General features: G+C 71.8%; 15 protein-coding genes. 5 read left to right on the top strand and 10 right to left on the bottom strand.

What is annotated here, in order from left to right; translation table 11 throughout:
• Nucleotides 1–25 precede the first annotated feature (25 nt).
• Entirely contained in the window at nucleotides 26–244 is a 219-nt protein-coding gene (locus CS062_RS09010; RefSeq protein ID WP_099861315.1) for a hypothetical protein, read from the top strand.
• 62 nt (nucleotides 245–306) lie between these two features.
• Here the strand turns inward: CS062_RS09010 and CS062_RS09005 are convergent, their stop codons facing one another.
• From CS062_RS09005 to CS062_RS08980, 6 genes are all read right to left on the bottom strand, one after another.
• Nucleotides 307–1,233, bottom strand: coding sequence for a DMT family transporter (locus CS062_RS09005; RefSeq protein WP_233217988.1), 927 nt, complete (start codon nucleotides 1,231–1,233; stop codon nucleotides 307–309).
• Nucleotides 1,234–1,349: 116 nt separating this feature from the next.
• Nucleotides 1,350–2,012 (bottom strand): amino acid ABC transporter permease, encoded by a 663-nt coding sequence (locus CS062_RS09000; RefSeq protein WP_099861313.1) that lies wholly within the window; start codon nucleotides 2,010–2,012, stop codon nucleotides 1,350–1,352.
• 129 nt (nucleotides 2,013–2,141) lie between these two features.
• Entirely contained in the window at nucleotides 2,142–3,158 is a 1,017-nt protein-coding gene (locus tag CS062_RS08995) for a cytochrome d ubiquinol oxidase subunit II (RefSeq protein WP_233217987.1), read from the bottom strand.
• Nucleotides 3,155–4,507, bottom strand: a complete 1,353-nt coding sequence (locus CS062_RS08990; protein ID WP_099861312.1) for a cytochrome ubiquinol oxidase subunit I — start codon at nucleotides 4,505–4,507, stop codon at nucleotides 3,155–3,157. The genes CS062_RS08995 and CS062_RS08990 overlap by 4 nt, the downstream gene beginning before the upstream one ends.
• A gap of 138 nt (nucleotides 4,508–4,645) precedes the next feature.
• Nucleotides 4,646–5,326, bottom strand: coding sequence for an aquaporin Z (gene aqpZ, locus CS062_RS08985; RefSeq protein ID WP_099861311.1), 681 nt, complete (start codon nucleotides 5,324–5,326; stop codon nucleotides 4,646–4,648).
• Nucleotides 5,327–5,480: 154 nt separating this feature from the next.
• Nucleotides 5,481–6,401: a LysR family transcriptional regulator gene (locus tag CS062_RS08980; protein ID WP_099861310.1), complete on the bottom strand. Its 921-nt coding sequence runs from the start codon at nucleotides 6,399–6,401 to the stop codon at nucleotides 5,481–5,483.
• Between the two features lie 121 nt (nucleotides 6,402–6,522).
• On the opposite strand from CS062_RS08980, the gene CS062_RS08975 reads away from it, so the two are divergent.
• Genes CS062_RS08975 through leuD form a run of 3 tightly spaced genes read left to right on the top strand, consistent with a single transcriptional unit; the run spans nucleotide 6,523 to nucleotide 9,634 of the window.
• Nucleotides 6,523–7,527 carry an alpha/beta fold hydrolase gene (locus tag CS062_RS08975; RefSeq protein ID WP_099861309.1) on the top strand — a complete coding sequence of 335 codons (1,005 nt, stop codon included), beginning with the start codon at nucleotides 6,523–6,525 and terminating at the stop codon, nucleotides 7,525–7,527.
• Nucleotides 7,524–9,002: a 3-isopropylmalate dehydratase large subunit gene (gene leuC / locus CS062_RS08970; protein ID WP_099861308.1), complete on the top strand. Its 1,479-nt coding sequence runs from the start codon at nucleotides 7,524–7,526 to the stop codon at nucleotides 9,000–9,002. The genes CS062_RS08975 and leuC overlap by 4 nt, the downstream gene beginning before the upstream one ends.
• Complete coding sequence (leuD, locus tag CS062_RS08965) at nucleotides 8,999–9,634, top strand: 3-isopropylmalate dehydratase small subunit (RefSeq protein ID WP_099861307.1); 636 nt, start codon at nucleotides 8,999–9,001, stop codon at nucleotides 9,632–9,634. Before leuC ends, leuD begins: the two co-directional genes overlap by 4 nt.
• Nucleotides 9,635–9,652: 18 nt before the next feature.
• Here the strand turns inward: leuD and CS062_RS08960 are convergent, their stop codons facing one another.
• From CS062_RS08960 to CS062_RS08945, 4 genes are all read right to left on the bottom strand, one after another.
• The gene (locus CS062_RS08960) at nucleotides 9,653–11,914 is read right to left on the bottom strand and encodes a xanthine dehydrogenase family protein molybdopterin-binding subunit (RefSeq protein ID WP_099861306.1); all 2,262 of its coding nucleotides are present in this window, start codon (nucleotides 11,912–11,914) and stop codon (nucleotides 9,653–9,655) included.
• A gap of 11 nt (nucleotides 11,915–11,925) precedes the next feature.
• On the bottom strand, nucleotides 11,926–12,384 hold the full coding sequence (locus tag CS062_RS08955) for a (2Fe-2S)-binding protein (protein ID WP_099861305.1): 459 nt from the start codon (nucleotides 12,382–12,384) through the stop codon (nucleotides 11,926–11,928).
• Nucleotides 12,381–13,181 (bottom strand): cytochrome c family protein, encoded by an 801-nt coding sequence (locus CS062_RS08950; RefSeq protein WP_233217986.1) that lies wholly within the window; start codon nucleotides 13,179–13,181, stop codon nucleotides 12,381–12,383. The genes CS062_RS08955 and CS062_RS08950 overlap by 4 nt, the downstream gene beginning before the upstream one ends.
• 168 nt (nucleotides 13,182–13,349) lie before the next feature.
• A complete protein-coding gene (locus CS062_RS08945; protein ID WP_099861304.1) occupies nucleotides 13,350–14,219 on the bottom strand; it encodes a DMT family transporter in 870 nt (289 codons plus the stop codon).
• 88 nt (nucleotides 14,220–14,307) lie between these two features.
• On the opposite strand from CS062_RS08945, the gene CS062_RS08940 reads away from it, so the two are divergent.
• Nucleotides 14,308–15,642 carry an aminotransferase-like domain-containing protein gene (locus tag CS062_RS08940; protein WP_099861303.1) on the top strand — a complete coding sequence of 445 codons (1,335 nt, stop codon included), beginning with the start codon at nucleotides 14,308–14,310 and terminating at the stop codon, nucleotides 15,640–15,642.
• Nucleotides 15,643–15,644 lie beyond the last annotated feature (2 nt).

Here is a 15,644-nt window from a genome sequence, read left to right as displayed (position 1 = left end):
CCAATCGCAAGGACTGGAGGACATCATGGGTGGCATTCGTTGGGTGGGCGTGATCCTGATCGCGGCGGGCGTGCTCGCGCTGGTCTACGGCGGCTTCTCGTACACGAAGGAGAACACCGCCGCCAAGCTCGGCCCGATCGAGCTGAAGGTCGAGGAGACCAAGCGCGTCAACGTGCCGATGTGGGCCGGCGTGGCCGCCATCGCGGTGGGCGGCGTGGTGCTGCTCGGCGCCGGCCGCAAGTAGGACGGTCCCCAGGCGCCGGCGTCCGGTCGACGCCCGGCGGCGCGTCGCCCCTGCCCGGCGCCTCAGCGCCGGCCGAGGTTCATCAGCGCGGTGCCGGCGATCGCCATCGTGCCGCCGACCAGCAGCGACGCGTCCACGACCTCGCCCAGCCACAGCGCCGAGAACACGACGCCGAACACCGGCACCAGCGTGATGTAGCCGGACGCCGCGCCGGCGCCCAGCGCCTTCACGCCGTCGAAATACCAGGCGTAGGCCAGGGCGGTCGAACCGACGGTGATGCCCGCCATGCACAGCCACGCATTGCGCGGTGCCGCCAGCACGCCGGCCAGGGCGGTGGTGCCATCGACGGCGAGCGTCAGCGCCAGCAGCATCGCCGCGCCGATCGCGGCGGTGACGGCCGTGGTGGTCAGCGCATCGACGCCGGCCATCACCTTGCGGCCGATCAGCGTGTAGGCGACCCAGCACGCGACGCAGCCCAGCAGCAACAGCTCGCCGATGCCGACACGGCCGTCCAGCACATGCCACGGCTCGCCGCGCGTGATCACCACGGCCGCACCCACGGCCGCGAGCGCCATGCCCAGGCCGATGCGCTTGTTCAGCCGCTCATGGAAGATCCAGGCCGCCAGCAGCAGCGTGATCACCGGATTCAGGGTGATCACCAGTGCGCCCTTGCCGGCCGGCACGTGCTTCAGGCCGCTCATGAAGAAGGTCGCGTAGCCGAAGACACCGAAGCTCGCCGCCACCACCATGCCGGCCCAGCGCGAGGCGCTCCAGCTGCGCAGCGCCGACAGGCGGCCGGTGCTGGCCAGCCACAGCATCAGGATCGCGCCGGCGATCAGGAAGCGGCAGGCGGCCGCGGCCAGCGGCGGCATCGCCTGCGCCAGCACCCGTCCCCAGGGCCAGGACGCGCCCCACAGCACCGCCATGCCGACCAGGCGCAGGTGGGTGGAGAGGTGCGAGGGGGCATGGGTCATCGGGGCGGCGCTCATGGTGGGGAACTATCGGCGCTCGGCGTCGCGGACCGGGCGATGCGCGCCCGCCTCGCGAGGGATGCCGGAAGACATGCCCGGTGGGGCGCAGCACACGGCTGCGCTGGCGCGCGGCCTCAATGCGGATAGGCCATCCGCTTCTCCATCCATCGCTGCACCTGCTCGAAGGCGAAGCTCAGCATCCAGTAGATCGCCGCGGCCGCCATGTACAGCGGGAAGGGCTGGAAGGTGGTGGAGATCAGCTCCTTGGTCGCCAGCATCAGCTCGGTGACCGCGATCACCGACACCAGCGAGGTGTCCTTGATCAGCGAGATCAGGCTGTTGGACAGGCTGGGCACCGCGGCGCGCAGCGCCTGCGGCCCGATCACGAAGCGCAGTGTCTGATGGCGGCTCAGGCCCAGCGAGGTGCCGGCCAGCCACTGCCCCTGCTCCACCGCGCCGATGGCGCCGCGCATCGTCTCGCTCATGTAGGCGGCCACGTTCAGCGTCAGCGTCAGCACGCCGGCCACCAGCGGGGAGAACTCGATGCCGATGCTCGGCAGCCCGTAATAGACGATGAACACCTGCACCAGCAGCGGCGTGCCGCGCATCGCGCTGACATAGACCGCCATCAGCCGGTCCAGCACCGGCCAGCGCAGCACCCGCACCAACGTGATCAGGCCCGCCAGCGGCAGGCCGAAGATCATCGCCATCACCGCGAACAGCAGCGTGTAGCCGGTGCCTTTCAACAGCACCGGCCAGGCCATCTCGGCCAGGGAAAGCAACGACGGGAGGTCCATGGAGTTCTTGGGAAGCGGCGCGCCTCGCGGCGGAAGTGGCGATGTTGCCATCTCCCGGCCCCACCCTCCTCCCTTCCGGTCTTGCGCCATCGCCCGCTCGGGGTCGAGCGAGCGCGGGGCCGACCCAGGTCAGTAGGCCAGCGCGGTCGCCTTCCCGCGGAACACCCGGTACGAGAGCAGGCTGTAGGCCAGGATCACCGGCAAGGTGATGACCGCACCGACCAGCAGGAAGCGCAGCGAGGCGTCCGCCGCCGCCGCGTCCCAGATCGTGAGGCGGTCGATGACGACGAATGGATAGAGGCTGTAGGAGAGTCCGAAGAAGCTCAGCGTCAGCACCAGCCCCATGAGCGCGAACGGCGCCCAGCACAGCTTGCCCAGCACGCGGTGGGAGTTCAACAGCCCTCGCAGCGCCGCCAGCGCCAGCAAGGCGGTCAAGGGCAAGGGCGCGAGCGCGATGATCCCGGGCATGTCGAACCAGCGCGCCCGCACCGTGGCGCTCAGCCAGGGCGAGGCCATCGACACCACCACCAGGCCGCCGACCACCACCGGCCATGCGCGCTTGGCCCAGGCGACCGCGCGCCGCTGCAGCTCGCCCTCGGTCTTGATCAGCAGCCAGCCCGCGCCCAGCAGCGCATAGCAGGCGGTCAGCGCGATCGCGATGCCAGCGGCGAAGACCTGCGGGCCGACGCCATCGTCGAAGCCGGTGACGTACCGACCCAGCATCCAGCCCTGGGTCGACGCAGCCAGCGCCGAGCCGCCCGCGAAGGCCACGTCCCACCAGCGCTTGTGCGCCGGGTCGCCCTTGGCGCGGAAGTCGAAGGCGGCCCCCCGCAGGATCAGTCCCAGCAGCATCAGCGCGACCGGCGCGTAGAGCGCGGTCAACACCACGCCCTGCGCCTTCGGGAAGGCGATCAGCAGCAGCCCGACCGCCAGCACCAGCCAGGTCTCGTTGGCGTCCCAGAACGGCACGATCGACGCGATCATCCGGTCGCGATCGGCCTCCGGCGCCGCCGCGGTCAGCAGGCCGACGCCCAGGTCGTAGCCGTCCAGCACCACGTAGATCAGCAGCGACAGGCCCATCAGGGCCATGAAGATCACGGGCAGCGGGCCGCCCTCCATCAGCGTCGTTGCGGCGAGCGGGTTCATGCGAAGGTCCTCGAGATCACGGGGGCAGCCGCTCCACCGGCCGGGAGCGGCGCGCCGGTCTTCTCCGCCATCCGCTTGATGGCGGCGACGTAGGCGATCAGCAGCGCCAGGTAGACGGTCGCGTAGCCCGCCAGCGAGGCGGCGATCATCGAGCCGGGGTTCTGCGCCGCCACCTCCTGCGTCCGCAGCAAGCCGTAGACGATGAAGGGCTGCCGGCCGATCTCGGTCACGTACCAGCCGGCGACGGTCGCGATCCAGCCGGAGAAGCTCATCAGCGACAGGCCCCACAGCCAGGCGCGTGGCAGGCGCTGCCAGCCCGTGCGGCGGAACAACCACCAGCCGCCCCAGGCGAAGACCAGCATCAGCACGCCCATGCCGACCATCACCCGGAAGCCGAAGAACAGCGGCCGGACCGGCGGATGCGCGCCTTCGAATTCATCCAGGCCGCGGAGCTCGCCCGCGGCGTCGTGGGTGAGGATCAGGCTGGCCAGCCGCGGCACGCCGATGGCGAAGCGGTTCTCGCGCGCCTGCTCGTCGGGCAGCGCGAACAGCAGCAGTGGCGCGCCGCGCTCGGTCTGCCAGACGCCCTCCATCGCGGCGATCTTGGCCGGCTGGTGCCGGAGCGTGTTGAGACCATGCAGGTCGCCGGCCAGGATCTGCAGCGGAATCAGCACCGCGCCCAGCGTCAGACCGAGGCGCATCACCCGCCGCGTCTCCGGCCGCTCCGCGCCCTTGAGCATCTGCCAGGCGCTGACGCCGCTGAGCAGGAAGGCCACGGTCAGGCCCGACGCGAGCAGCTTGTGGGTCAGCCGGTAGGGGAAGGACGGGTTGAAGATCACCGCCCACCAGTCGAGCGCATGCACGACGCCGTCGCGCACCTCGTACCCGGCCGGCGTCTGCATCCAGGAGTTGAGGCTGAGGATCCAGAACGCGCTGAGCGTCGTGCCGAAGGCCACCGTCGCGGTGGCGATGAGGTGCAGGCGCGGGCTGACGCGATCCCGGCCGAACAGCATGATGCCGAGGAAGCCGGCCTCGAGGAAGAAGGCGGTGAGCACCTCGTAGCCGAGCAGCGGGCCGGCGATGTTGCCGGCGCGTTCCATGAAGCCGGGCCAGTTCGTGCCGAACTGGAAGCTCATCGTGACGCCGCTGACCACGCCCAGGGCGAAGCTCAGCGCGAAGACCTTGGTCCAGAACTGGTAGGCCGCGAGCCAGGCGGCATCGCCGGTGCGCCGCCAGCGCAGCAGCAGGTGGAGCACGACCCAGCCGAGTGCGATCGTGATCGTCGGGAACAGGATGTGGAAGGTGATGTTGAGCGCGAACTGCATGCGCGCAAGGATGAGCGGGTCCATGGCCCCGCAGTGTTGGGCATTGCGCGATCACCCGGAAGGGACAGATCGTCCTAGGACAGATCGCCCTAGGACAAATTGACCTCCTGCCCGCGGTGGCCGAAGCGCCCAACGCCGCGGCCGCCCCGCGTCGAGCCGGGATCAGTCGCTCGCCAACGCGCGATGGCCCGCGCCGCCGATCAGCCCGCCGACGATCGGCGCGACCCAGAAGGCCCACAGCTGCTGCAGCGCCCACGGCTCCGCGAAGACCGCCACGCCCGTGCTGCGCGCCGGATTCACCGAGGTGTTGGTGACCGGGATGCTGATCAGGTGGATGAGCGTCAGCGCCAGGCCGATCGCGATCGGCGCGAAGCCGGCGGGTGCGCGCTTGTCGGTCGCGCCCATGATGATGAACAGGAACACCGCCGTCATCACCCCCTCGCACACCAGCGCCGCGCCCATCGCATAGCCGCCGGGCGAGTGCTCGCCGAAGCCGTTGGACGCGAAGCCGCCCACGGCGAAGCCGGGCTTGCCGCTTGCGATCAGGTAGAGCACGCCGCCCGCCAGCACGCCGCCGATGACCTGGGCCGCGATGTAGGGCAGCAGCCGCCGCGTCTCGAAGCGACCGCCGGCCCACAGGCCGATGGACACCGCCGGATTGAGGTGGCAGCCGCTGATGTGGCCGATGGCGAAGGCCATCGTCAGCACCGTGAGCCCGAAGGCGAACGAGACGCCCAGCAGGCCGATGCCCAGTTGCGGAAAGGCGGCGGCGAGCACGGCGCTACCGCAGCCGCCCAGCACCAGCCAGAACGTGCCGATCACCTCGGCCAGGATTGCCTTCATGGATCCTCCCTTCGCGGCACGAGGAAGCGCCGCATTGATCCACGCATGCCGCCGACGCTTGTCCCGCGTCAGTCCGATGCGCACGCGGGGATTCTGGCAGCGCCCCCGATCACCGCCGAGTCCCATGAGGAAGGGGCTCGGCGCGGGCGCCCCCTCACCACGCGCCGTCGTCGTCGGGCCCGTCGCGGTGCGGCGCGAAGCGCTCCATCAGGAAGTCCACCAGCGCCCGCGTCTTCGCCGACAGCTGCGCGCGGGGCGGATAGATCAGGTGGATGTCCGCCGGCGGCAGCGACCAGTCCGTCAGCAGCGGCCGCAGCCGGCCCGAGCGCAGCATCGGCGCCGCTTCCCACCGCGAGCGCATCAGCACGCCGTGCCCGTCCAGCCCCCAGGCCAGCACGCTCTCGCCGTCATTGGCCGCCAGCGGTCCGCGCACCTTCACCGTCTCCTTGCGCGTGCCCTGCTGGAAGTGCCAGGTGCCGAAGGTCTCGTCGCTCTCCCGGATGAAGAGACAGGCGTGTCGCGTCAGTTCGCGCGGTGTCGCCGGCTCGCCGGCACGCTTGAGGTAGGCCGGCGCGGCGCACAGCACCCGGCGGTTGCGCGCCAGCAGCCGCGCGGTCAGGCGCGCATCCGGCGGCGCGCCGACATGGACCTGCAAGTCCAGGCCCTGCTCGACCGGATTGACCGGCCGGTCGGTGAGCTCGAGCTGCACCTCGACGTCCGGGAACTGGCGAGCGAAGCGCGACAGCGCCGGCGCCACATGCTTGCGACCGAAGCCGAAGCTCGCCGACACCCGCAGCAGCCCCTTGGGCGCCGCCCGGCTTCCCGCCACCGTGCGCTCCAGCGCCTCGAGCTCCTCCAGCACGCGCGCGCCGTCGACGAGGTAGGTCTCGCCTTCCGGCGTCAGGCCGATGCGGCGCGTCGTCCGCTGCAGCAGCCGCACGCCCAGCCGGCGTTCTATCGCCGCCAGCCGCTTGCTGACCGCCGGCGGCGTGACGCCCAGCTGCTGCGCCGCGGCGGCCAGGCTGCCCTGCTTCACCAGCAGCGCGAAGAAGGCCAGGTCGGAGAAGCCGTCCATTGATGAACTCCAGGAATGAAAGAACTGCCGGAACGGAAATTATGTGCGGTCGATTCACTTCCAGAATCGGACCGACGAGCGCCCCTGCGGGCGCTCCCCACCGACCCGATCAGGAGACCGCATGTCCGCTGCCCTCGATGCGCTGTTCCCCGGCTTCGAGCACCTGAGCGTGCCCACGACCGAGGGCGTCCGCATCCACCTCTCGACCGGCGGCACCGGGCCGGCCCTGCTGCTGCTCCATGGCCATCCGCAGACGCGCGCGATCTGGCACAAGGTCGCGCCCGCCCTGGCGGAACGCTTCACCGTCGTCGTCGCCGACCTGCGCGGCTATGGTGATTCCTCGAAACCGCTGGTCCCGGGTTCCGCCGGATCGGCCGCGACGACGGCCGCCGCCGCCTCGCCCGCCGCCTCGACCTCTGCCGCTGGCGCGTCCCCCTACAGCAAGCGGACGATGGCTGCGGACATGCTGGCCGTGATGCAGGCGCTCGGTCACACCCGGTTCGACGTGCTGGCCCACGACCGCGGCGCGCGCGTCGCCCACCGGCTCGCGATGGACGCCCCGACGGCGGTGCGGCGGCTGGCGCTGCTGGACATCGCGCCGACCCTCGACATGTATGCCGGCGCCAATGACGCCTTCGCGCGCGCCTACTGGCACTGGTTCTTCCTCATCCAGCCGGCGCCGCTGCCTGAGCGCCTCATCGAGGCCGATCCCGCCGCCTACCTGCGCGACGTGATGGGGCGACGCAGCGCGGGCCTCGCGCCGTTCGATCCGCTGGCGCTGTCGGAGTACCAGCGCTGCCTCGCGCTGCCCGGCACCGCCCGCGGCATCTGCGAGGACTACCGCGCCAGCGCCGGCATCGACCTGGTCCACGACCGCGAGGACCGCGACGCCGGGCGGCGGCTGACCATGCCACTGCTGGCGCTGTGGGGCGAGCACGGCGTCGTGCATCGCTGCTTCGATCCGCTGGCGCTGTGGCGCCCGCTGGCGACCGACCTGCGCGGCGAGGCCCTGCCCTGCGGCCACTACATCCCCGAGGAGGCGCCGCAGGCGCTGCTCGATCGGGTCCTGCCCTTCCTGACCGCCACCGATCGGGACATCGCCGCTGGCGAGGAGCGCCTGCCATGACCGCCCTGTCCGCGACCCCCGATGCGCAGTCCTCGGCCGCCCCGCCGCGCACGCTCTACCGCAAGCTGGTCGACAGCCACACCGTCGCGACGCTCGACGCGCAGAACGTGCTGCTGTTCTGCGACCTGCACCTGATGAACGAGTACACCAGCCCGCAGGCCTTCACCGGTCTGCGCGAGCAGGGCCGCGGCGTGCCGATGCCCGGACAGCAGGTCGCGGTGGTGAGCCACATCATCCCGACCCATGCGGTGCCGCCGAAGTTGCGTGTGATCGCCGATCCGCCCTCGGCCCTGCAAGCCAGCAACCTGAAGGCGAACTGCGATCGCCACGGCATCCGGCTCTTCGACACCACCGACGCGCTGCAGGGCATCGAGCACGTGGTCGCGCCGGAACACGGGATGATCCGCCCCGGCATGGTCGTCATCTGCGGCGACAGCCACACCACCACCTATGGCGCGCTGGGCGCGCTGGGTTTCGGCATCGGCACCACCGAGGTCGAGCACGTCCTGGCGACGCAGACGCTGGTCTACCGGGTCGCCAGGGACATGCGGATCCGCGTCGACGGGACCTTGCCCGCGGGCACGACGGCCAAGGACCTGGTGCTGGCGATCATCGGCCGCATCGGCGCGCAGGGCGCGCGCGGCTATGTGGTCGAGTTCTGCGGGACGGCGATCGACGCGCTGTCGGTCGAGGCGCGCTTCACGCTCTGCAACATGGCCGTCGAGGCCGGTGCGCGGGGCGCGCTGATCGCGCCCGATGCGGCGGCGATCAACTATGTGCTCGCCCGCTGCCCCGACCTCGCCGGCGACTGGCGTCAACCCGCCCTCGCCCACTGGCGCACCCTGCGCAGCGACCCGGGCGCCCGCTTCCATGTGGAGCATCGCTTCGACGCGACCGAGGTCGCGCCGCAGGTGACCTGGGGCACCAGCCCCGACCAGGTGGCAGCGATCGACGGCCATGCCCCCGATCCGGCGCGGATGGCCGCCGGCCCGGCGCGCGACAGCGCCGAGCGCGCGCTGCGCTACACGCGGCTCGAGGCCGGCGCGGCGCTGGCCGGCACGCCGATCCAGCATGTCTTCATCGGCTCCTGCACCAATGGCCGCATCGAGGACCTGCGCGCCGCCGCCGCGGTGCTGCGCGGCCGCCGTGTCGCAGCGGGCGTGCGCGCCATGGTCGTGCCGGGATCCGGCGCCGTGCGCGCGCTGGCGGAGGCGGAAGGCCTGGATCGCGTGTTCCTCGATGCGGGCTTCGAATGGCGCCAGCCCGGCTGCTCGATGTGCCTGGCGATGAACGACGACGTGCTCGCCGACGGCGTGCGCTGCGCGTCGACGACCAACCGCAACTTCGAAGGCCGGCAGGGGCGCGGCGCGATCACCCACCTGATGAGTCCGGCGATGGCCGCCGCCGCCGCGGTCACCGGCCACCTGACCGACGTTCGCCGACTGGCGCCCGTGAGCGAGGAGACCCCGCGATGAATCCCGTCCGCCGCATCGAAGGCCGCAGCGCGGCACTGCGTCTGGAGAACCTCGACACCGACCAGATCATGCCCAAGCAGTTCCTGCGCGGCATCGACAAGCAGGGGCTGCGCGAAGGCCTGCTCCACGACCTGCGCTTCGACGGCGAGGGTCGCGAACGGCCCGGGTTCGTGCTGAACCAGCCCGCGTATGCCGATGTGTCGGTGCTGATCGGCGGCAACAACTTCGGCTGCGGGTCCAGCCGGGAACATGCGGTCTGGGGCCTGCAGCAGGCCGGCATCCGCGCCGTCGTCGCGCCGGGGTTCGGCGAGATCTTCTACTCCAACGCGATGGGGAACGGGCTGTTGCTGGTCAGCCTGCCGGAGGCCCAGGTGCGCCAGCTCATGGACGAGGCGGACGCGGTGCCGGGCAACGTCGTCACGATCGATGTGGAGACGCTCTCGCTGCGCAGCGCCGGGGGTGTCGAGGCGCGATTCGAGATGCTGCCGAGGCACCAGCGGATGTTGCTCGAGGGGCTCGACGCGATCGGGCTCTCGATGACCTACCGCGATCGGATCGAGGCTTTCGCGGCCGCGCATTGGGCCGCGCAACCCTGGCTCAGGGATGTGGCACGGGCCGGCGGCCGCCGCTGAAGCCGCCGCCCGCGCGCGTCAGGCCGGGAAGGGCAGGCTGCGCCAGCGCTTGCCGGTGAGCGCCGCGACGGCGTTGGCGATCGCCGGCGCGATCGGCGGCACGCCGCATTCGCCCATGCCGGTCGGCGGGTCGGCCGACGGCACGATGTGCAGGTCCACCGGCGGCGCATCCACATGGATCGGCACCCGATAGTCGTGCCAGTTGCTCTGCTCGACTTCGCCGTTCTTCAGCGTGATCGCGGCGCCGGGCAAGGTCATGCCGATGCCCATCACCAGCGCGCCCTGCACCTGCGCCTCGATCGTGCGCGGGTTCACCGCGAGGTTGCAGTGCACGCCCGCCGTGACCCGGTGCAGCACCGGCCGCCCCCCCTTCATCGAGACCTCGACGACATAGGCCACCACGGTGTTGAAGGACTCATGCACCGCCACGCCCCAGGCCCGGCCCTTGGCGAGCGTCGTCTTGCCGTAGCCCGACTTCGCGACCGCCAGGTCCAGCGCCGCCAGATGGCGCTCATGCCGGGCCAGCAGCTGCCGCCGGTAGGCCACCGGGTCCAGGCGGCCGGCGCGGGCAAGCTCGTCCACCAGCGTCTCCATCACGAAGGCGGTGTGGGTATGCCCCACCGAGCGCCACCACAGCACCGGCACATTGGCCTTGGGGTGATGCACCTCCAGCGCGATCGGGAACGGATAGGCGCTCTCGGCCACGCCCTCGGTCATCGTGGCGTCCGCGCCGTTCTTCACCATGAAGTCCGCGAAGGGCGTGCCCATGGTGATGGACTGGCCGACGATCACATGCTTCCAGGCCAGCACCCCACCCTGGCGGTCATGCGCGATCTCGACCCGGTGCAGGTGCGTCGGCCGGTAGTAGCCGCCGCGCACGTCGTCCTCGCGCGTCCAGATCATCTTCACCGGCCCGGGCTTGCCCGCGGCATGGCGCGCCTTGGCCACCTGGGCGGCCTCGACGACATAGTCCGAGGTCGGCGTCGCGCGCCGCCCGAAACCGCCGCCGGCGGTCATCGTGTGCAGCGTCACCTGCTCCGGCTTGAGGCCCAGCACCCCGGCGACCTGCGCCTGGTCGACCGTCTGGAACTGCGAGCCGACCCACACGGTGCAGCGGTCCCCCCGGAAGTCGATCGTGCAGTTCAGCGGCTCCATCGGCGTGTGCGCCAGGTAGGGGAAGGTGAACTCCGCGGTGATGAGCGCCGGTGCCGGCTTCGCGGTCAGCGCCGCGGTGTCGGCCCGCTGGACCACGATGCCCGGCTGCTTCGCCAGCGCGCGGAACTGCGCCAGCTGCGCCGCGCTGTCGACGCGCTCGACACCCGCCAGGTCCCAGTCGACCTTCACCAGTTCGCGCGCCTTGCGCGCCGGCCAGAAGCCGTTGGCGACGATGGCCAGGCCGGTCGCGCCGCCGGTGAGCGGCACCTGCAGCACCTCCTCGACGCCCGGCACCGCGAGCGCCGGCGCCGCGTCGAAGCGCGCGACGCGACCGCCAAAGACCGGCGGATGGACCATGACGACGGTGCGTTGCCCCGGCAGCTGCAGGTCGATGCCGAAGTCCTGGCGGCCACTGGACTTGGCGCGCGCGTCGAGCCGGTTGACCGGCTTGCCGATCAGCTTGAACTGCGAGGGATCCTTGAGCGGCACCGACGGCGGCACCGGCTCGGCGAAGGCCGCCTGCGCCAGCGCGCCGTAACCCAGGCGACGCCCGTCCGGCGTGACGACGCTGCCGGACTCAGTGCGCAGCTGCGCGGCCGGCGTGTTGAGCTGCTTCGCCGCGGCGGCGACCAGCATCGCGCGCATGCGGGCGCCGATCTCCCGGTACTGCTGCCAGGACGCCTTGATGCTGGTGGAGCCGCCCACCATCTGGATGTGGAAGAACGGATCCTTGTAGGCCTCGCCCGCCGGCGCGAGCTCGCAGCGGACCTTGCTCCAGTCCGCATCCATCTCCTCGGCCACCAGCATCGGCAGCGCCGTCTGCACGCCCTGGCCGAAGTCGATCTTGCCGATCGTGACGGTGACGATGCCGTCCGCGTCGATCGCAACGAAGGCCGAGGGCTGCTGGAAGGGCTTGAGCGGCTCCGGCGCGCCCGGCGCGGAGCCTCCGGTCGACGCCTCCTGCGCGCCGCCGGGGGCCGCGTACAGCGCGAAGCCGGCCGCCAGGCCCAGCTTGAGGAAGACGCGGCGGCCGAGACCGCCCTCGCCCGGCGCGTCCGACGACTCGGGCGCATCGGCCAGGGCCGCGGCGAGCTCACCGCTGAGGTACTGGAACATGGGGCGCATGGGGAGCTCCTTCAGGCGAGCGAGCGGGCGGCGTCCTTGACGGCGGCATGGATCCGCACGTAGGTGCCGCAGCGGCAGAGGTTGGCGCTCATCGCGGCGTCGATGTCGGCGTCGCTGGGCTGGGGGCGGTGTCGCAGCAGCGCCACCGCGGCCATGATCTGGCCGCTCTGGCAGTAGCCGCACTGCACGACGTCGTGCTTGATCCAGGCCTCCTGCACCGCCTGCCCGACGCGATCGCCGCCGATGGCCTCGATCGTGGTGATCTGCTGGCCGGCGACCGATTCGATCGGCGTGACGCAGGCGCGGCGCTGCTCGCCGTCCACATGCACCGTGCAGGCGCCGCAGACCGCGACGCCGCAGCCGAACTTGGTGCCGGTCATGCCCAGCGTGTCGCGCAGGACCCAGAGCACCGGCGTATCGCCCGGCACGTCGACTTGCTGGGGTTGGCCGTTCAGGCGGAACGAGATCATGGCTGGCTCCTGCTGGCGCCGGACGTGGCGCTGGTGGGGATGGGGGTGTCGGTCTGGGGGCCGGCGACGCCGGCCATCGCGCGCAGGTGGTCGACGACCTCGCGCGTCGACGCGGCCTTGGTCGATCCGATGGACTTGCGCAGCGGTTCCGTGGCATCGCAAGGTGCGCCGTTGCGGATCCAGGTCCGGACCTGCGCGTCGAAGGCCGCCTTGTCCAGCGGCGGCAGCGCACGGCCCGGCCCCGGCTCCCAGCCCCAGGCGACGAGGTGGTCGGTGACCAGGTGCTGCTCGAGCATCGCCAGCGAGCGGTGGCCGTTGGTCGCAGGTTCGCGGAAGACCTTGCACAGCGCCGCGCCCTTCAGGCCGAGCCAGGACATCTTCATGTGCTCGGGCGGCATCTGCCAGCCCGGCTTGCCATCGGTCTCCAGCCCGGGCGGCGCATGCTGCAGCGGGCTGTTGCGCGTCGAGTGGCAGGTCGCGCACTGCAGCGGCGCCACGCCCTTGCCGTCCGCGCCACGCTGGACCGGCGGATAGTGCACCCGGCTGAAATCGCCCTGCAGCGGCGCATTCGGCACATGACAGTTCAGACATCGGGGATGGAGCAGCACGCGCTCGAGCTGGGCGAAGGCCGCCAGGCCGTCCTGACGATTCGGCGCTGTCGAGATCGGCGTCGGCTGGAAGCCGGCGCCGTCGGCCGCGTGGACCGGCGCCACCGCGGCCAGCAGGCCCAGCATCGCCGAGCAGGCGAGCACGCACGGCCTGGGCATCGAGAAATCCGCTGCGAAGCGAGCACCCATGTCGACCTCCTGATGGCTGCATCGGGTTGCCCAGCAGTCTAGGAAGGCGGCTGGCGACGCGGCTTGCCTGATCCGACGGAAGGCTTGCCCATTTCGCCGGCTCGGCCCGCACGGACCGGCCAGCAGGGCGGCTTCCCCGGCGCCGGCCTCGGGAGGCGACGGAAGCGCTCAGCGGGGACGCGAGAAACGCCGCGCGCCCGCCACGCAACCGATCACGGCGACGGTGACCGCGAGCATCGCCGGACTCACCGCTTCCCGCAACAGGCCCGCGGCCAGCGCCAGGCCGAACAGCGGCTGCAGCAGCTGCAGTTGCCCCACGGCCGCGATGCCGCCCTGCGCCAGGCCGCGGTACCAGAAGACGAAGCCGATCAGCATGCTGAACAGCGAAACATAACCGAGCCCCGCCCAGGCCGCGGCGCCGACCGACGCGAAGCTCGCCGGCACGCGCCAGGCGGCCAGGGCGAGCATCGGCGGCAGCGACAGCACCAGGGCCCAGCAGATCACCTGCCAGCCTCCCAGCGTGCGCGAGAGCCTGGCGCCCTCCGCATAGCCCAGGCCGCAGACCAGGATGGCCCCCAGCATCAGCAGGTCGCCCACCGGCGCGGCGCGCAAGCCCTGCCCCGCCGCGAAGCCGATGACGCACAGGCTGCCGAGGACCGAGAAGATCCAGAACGCCGCACGGGGCCGCTCACCGCCGCGCAGCACGCCGAAGGCCGCCGTCGACAGCGGCAGCAGCGCGATGAACACGATCGAGTGGGCCGAGGTGACATGCCGCAGCGCCAGTGCTGTCAGCAGCGGAAAGCCGATGACGACACCGGCCGCGACGATCGCGAGCGGCCCGGCCTGCGCGCGCGAGGGCCGCGGCGCGCGCAGCAGCACCAGGACTGCCAGCGCGACCAGGCCCGCGATGGTGGCGCGCGCGGCGGTCAGGAACACCGGATCGAAGTCGGCCACCGCGACCCGCGTCGCCGGCAGCGAGCCGCTGAAGATCAGCACGCCGATGAATCCGTTCAGCCAGCCTCGCGATGCGGTGTCCATGTCCCCGTTGCCTCGATGGAAGAGGACCGCAGGGTAAGCGGACCGATCAATACAATCAAAAAATTGTCATGGATACAGGCGGTGGCGCATGGCGGAGCCCAGGTACAAGGCGGTGGTGGACCGGCTGGCGGCGGAGATCCGATCGGGCGCCTTGCCGGCGGGCGCGCGGCTGCCGACCCATCGGGACCTCGCGACCCGGGAGGGCTTCGCGCTGGTCACGGCGACCCGGGTGTACGCGGAGTTGCGGTCGATGGGGCTGATCAGCGGCGAGACCGGCCGCGGCACCTTCGTCAAGGAGACCGCGCTCGCGCCGGGTCAGGGCGTGGACCTGGACGCGGTGGCGGCGGACATGGTCGACCTGAGCTTCAACTACCCGTCGCTGCCGGGGCAGGCGGAACTGCTGCGGGGCGCCTTGCGCCAGCTGGCCGGCGCGGGCGACCTGGAGGCGCTGCTGCGCTACCAGCCCCATGGTGGCCGGCCCGCCGACCGCGCCGCGATCGCGCGGCACCTGCGGCAACGTGGCCTGGAGGTCGAGGGCGACCGGGTGCTGGTCGTGGACGGCGCGCAGCACGGCCTGGCGGTGACGCTGATGGCGCTGCTGGAACCGGGCGACGTGGTCGCCGTCGATGCGCTGACCTATCCCGGCTTCCGCCTCGTGGCCGGGATGCAGCGGCTGGAACTGGCGCCGGTGCCGGCGGCCGGCGCCGGCCCTGACCTCGACGCGCTCGAGGCGCTGTGCCGGCGCCGCCGGGTGAAGGCGATCTACACGATGCCGACGCTGAACAACCCGCTGGGCTGGGTGATGGCGGCGACGCGCCGGCGCGAGCTGGCGGCGCTCGCGCGACGGCACGACCTGCTGATCGTCGAGGACGGCGCCTATGCCTATCTCGCCGACGATCCGCCGCCGCCGCTGGCGATGCTGGCGCCGGAGCGGACGGTCTACGTGTCGGGCTTCTCCAAGAGTGTCGCGGCCGGTCTGCGGGTGGGCTTCGCCGTCGCGCCATCCGGCCGGGTCCATGCGCTGGAACGGGCGATCCGCGCGACGACCTGGAACACGCCCGGCGTGATGACCGCCATCACCACCGGCTGGCTCGAGGACGGCACGGTGGCCCGGCTGGAGGCGCACAAGCGCGAGGACGCGCGGCGCCGGCAGCGCCTCGTCGCGGAACGCCTCGGACCGATGAAGCGCATCGGGCATCCGTCGTCCTACTTCGTCTGGTTGCCGCTGGGCGAGGCGGTGCGTGCCGATCAGGTGGCGATGGCGCTGCAACGCGAGCGGGTGTCCGTCTCGACGGCCGAGCCCTTCGCCACCACGCCGCAGGCGCCGCATGCGATCCGGCTGGCGCTGGGATCGGTGGACCTGACGCGCCTGGGCACGGCGCTGGACCGCGTCCGGTCGGCGATCGAGGCGAGGAGCTTCTGACG

Origin of the sequence: Roseateles chitinivorans (assembly GCF_002761755.1) — a bacterium.
GTDB classification, from domain to species: Bacteria; Pseudomonadota; Gammaproteobacteria; order Burkholderiales; family Burkholderiaceae_C; genus Roseateles; species Roseateles chitinivorans.
Note: the sequence above shows the minus strand (reverse complement) of the source record. Positions and strands in the feature narration are given on the sequence as shown.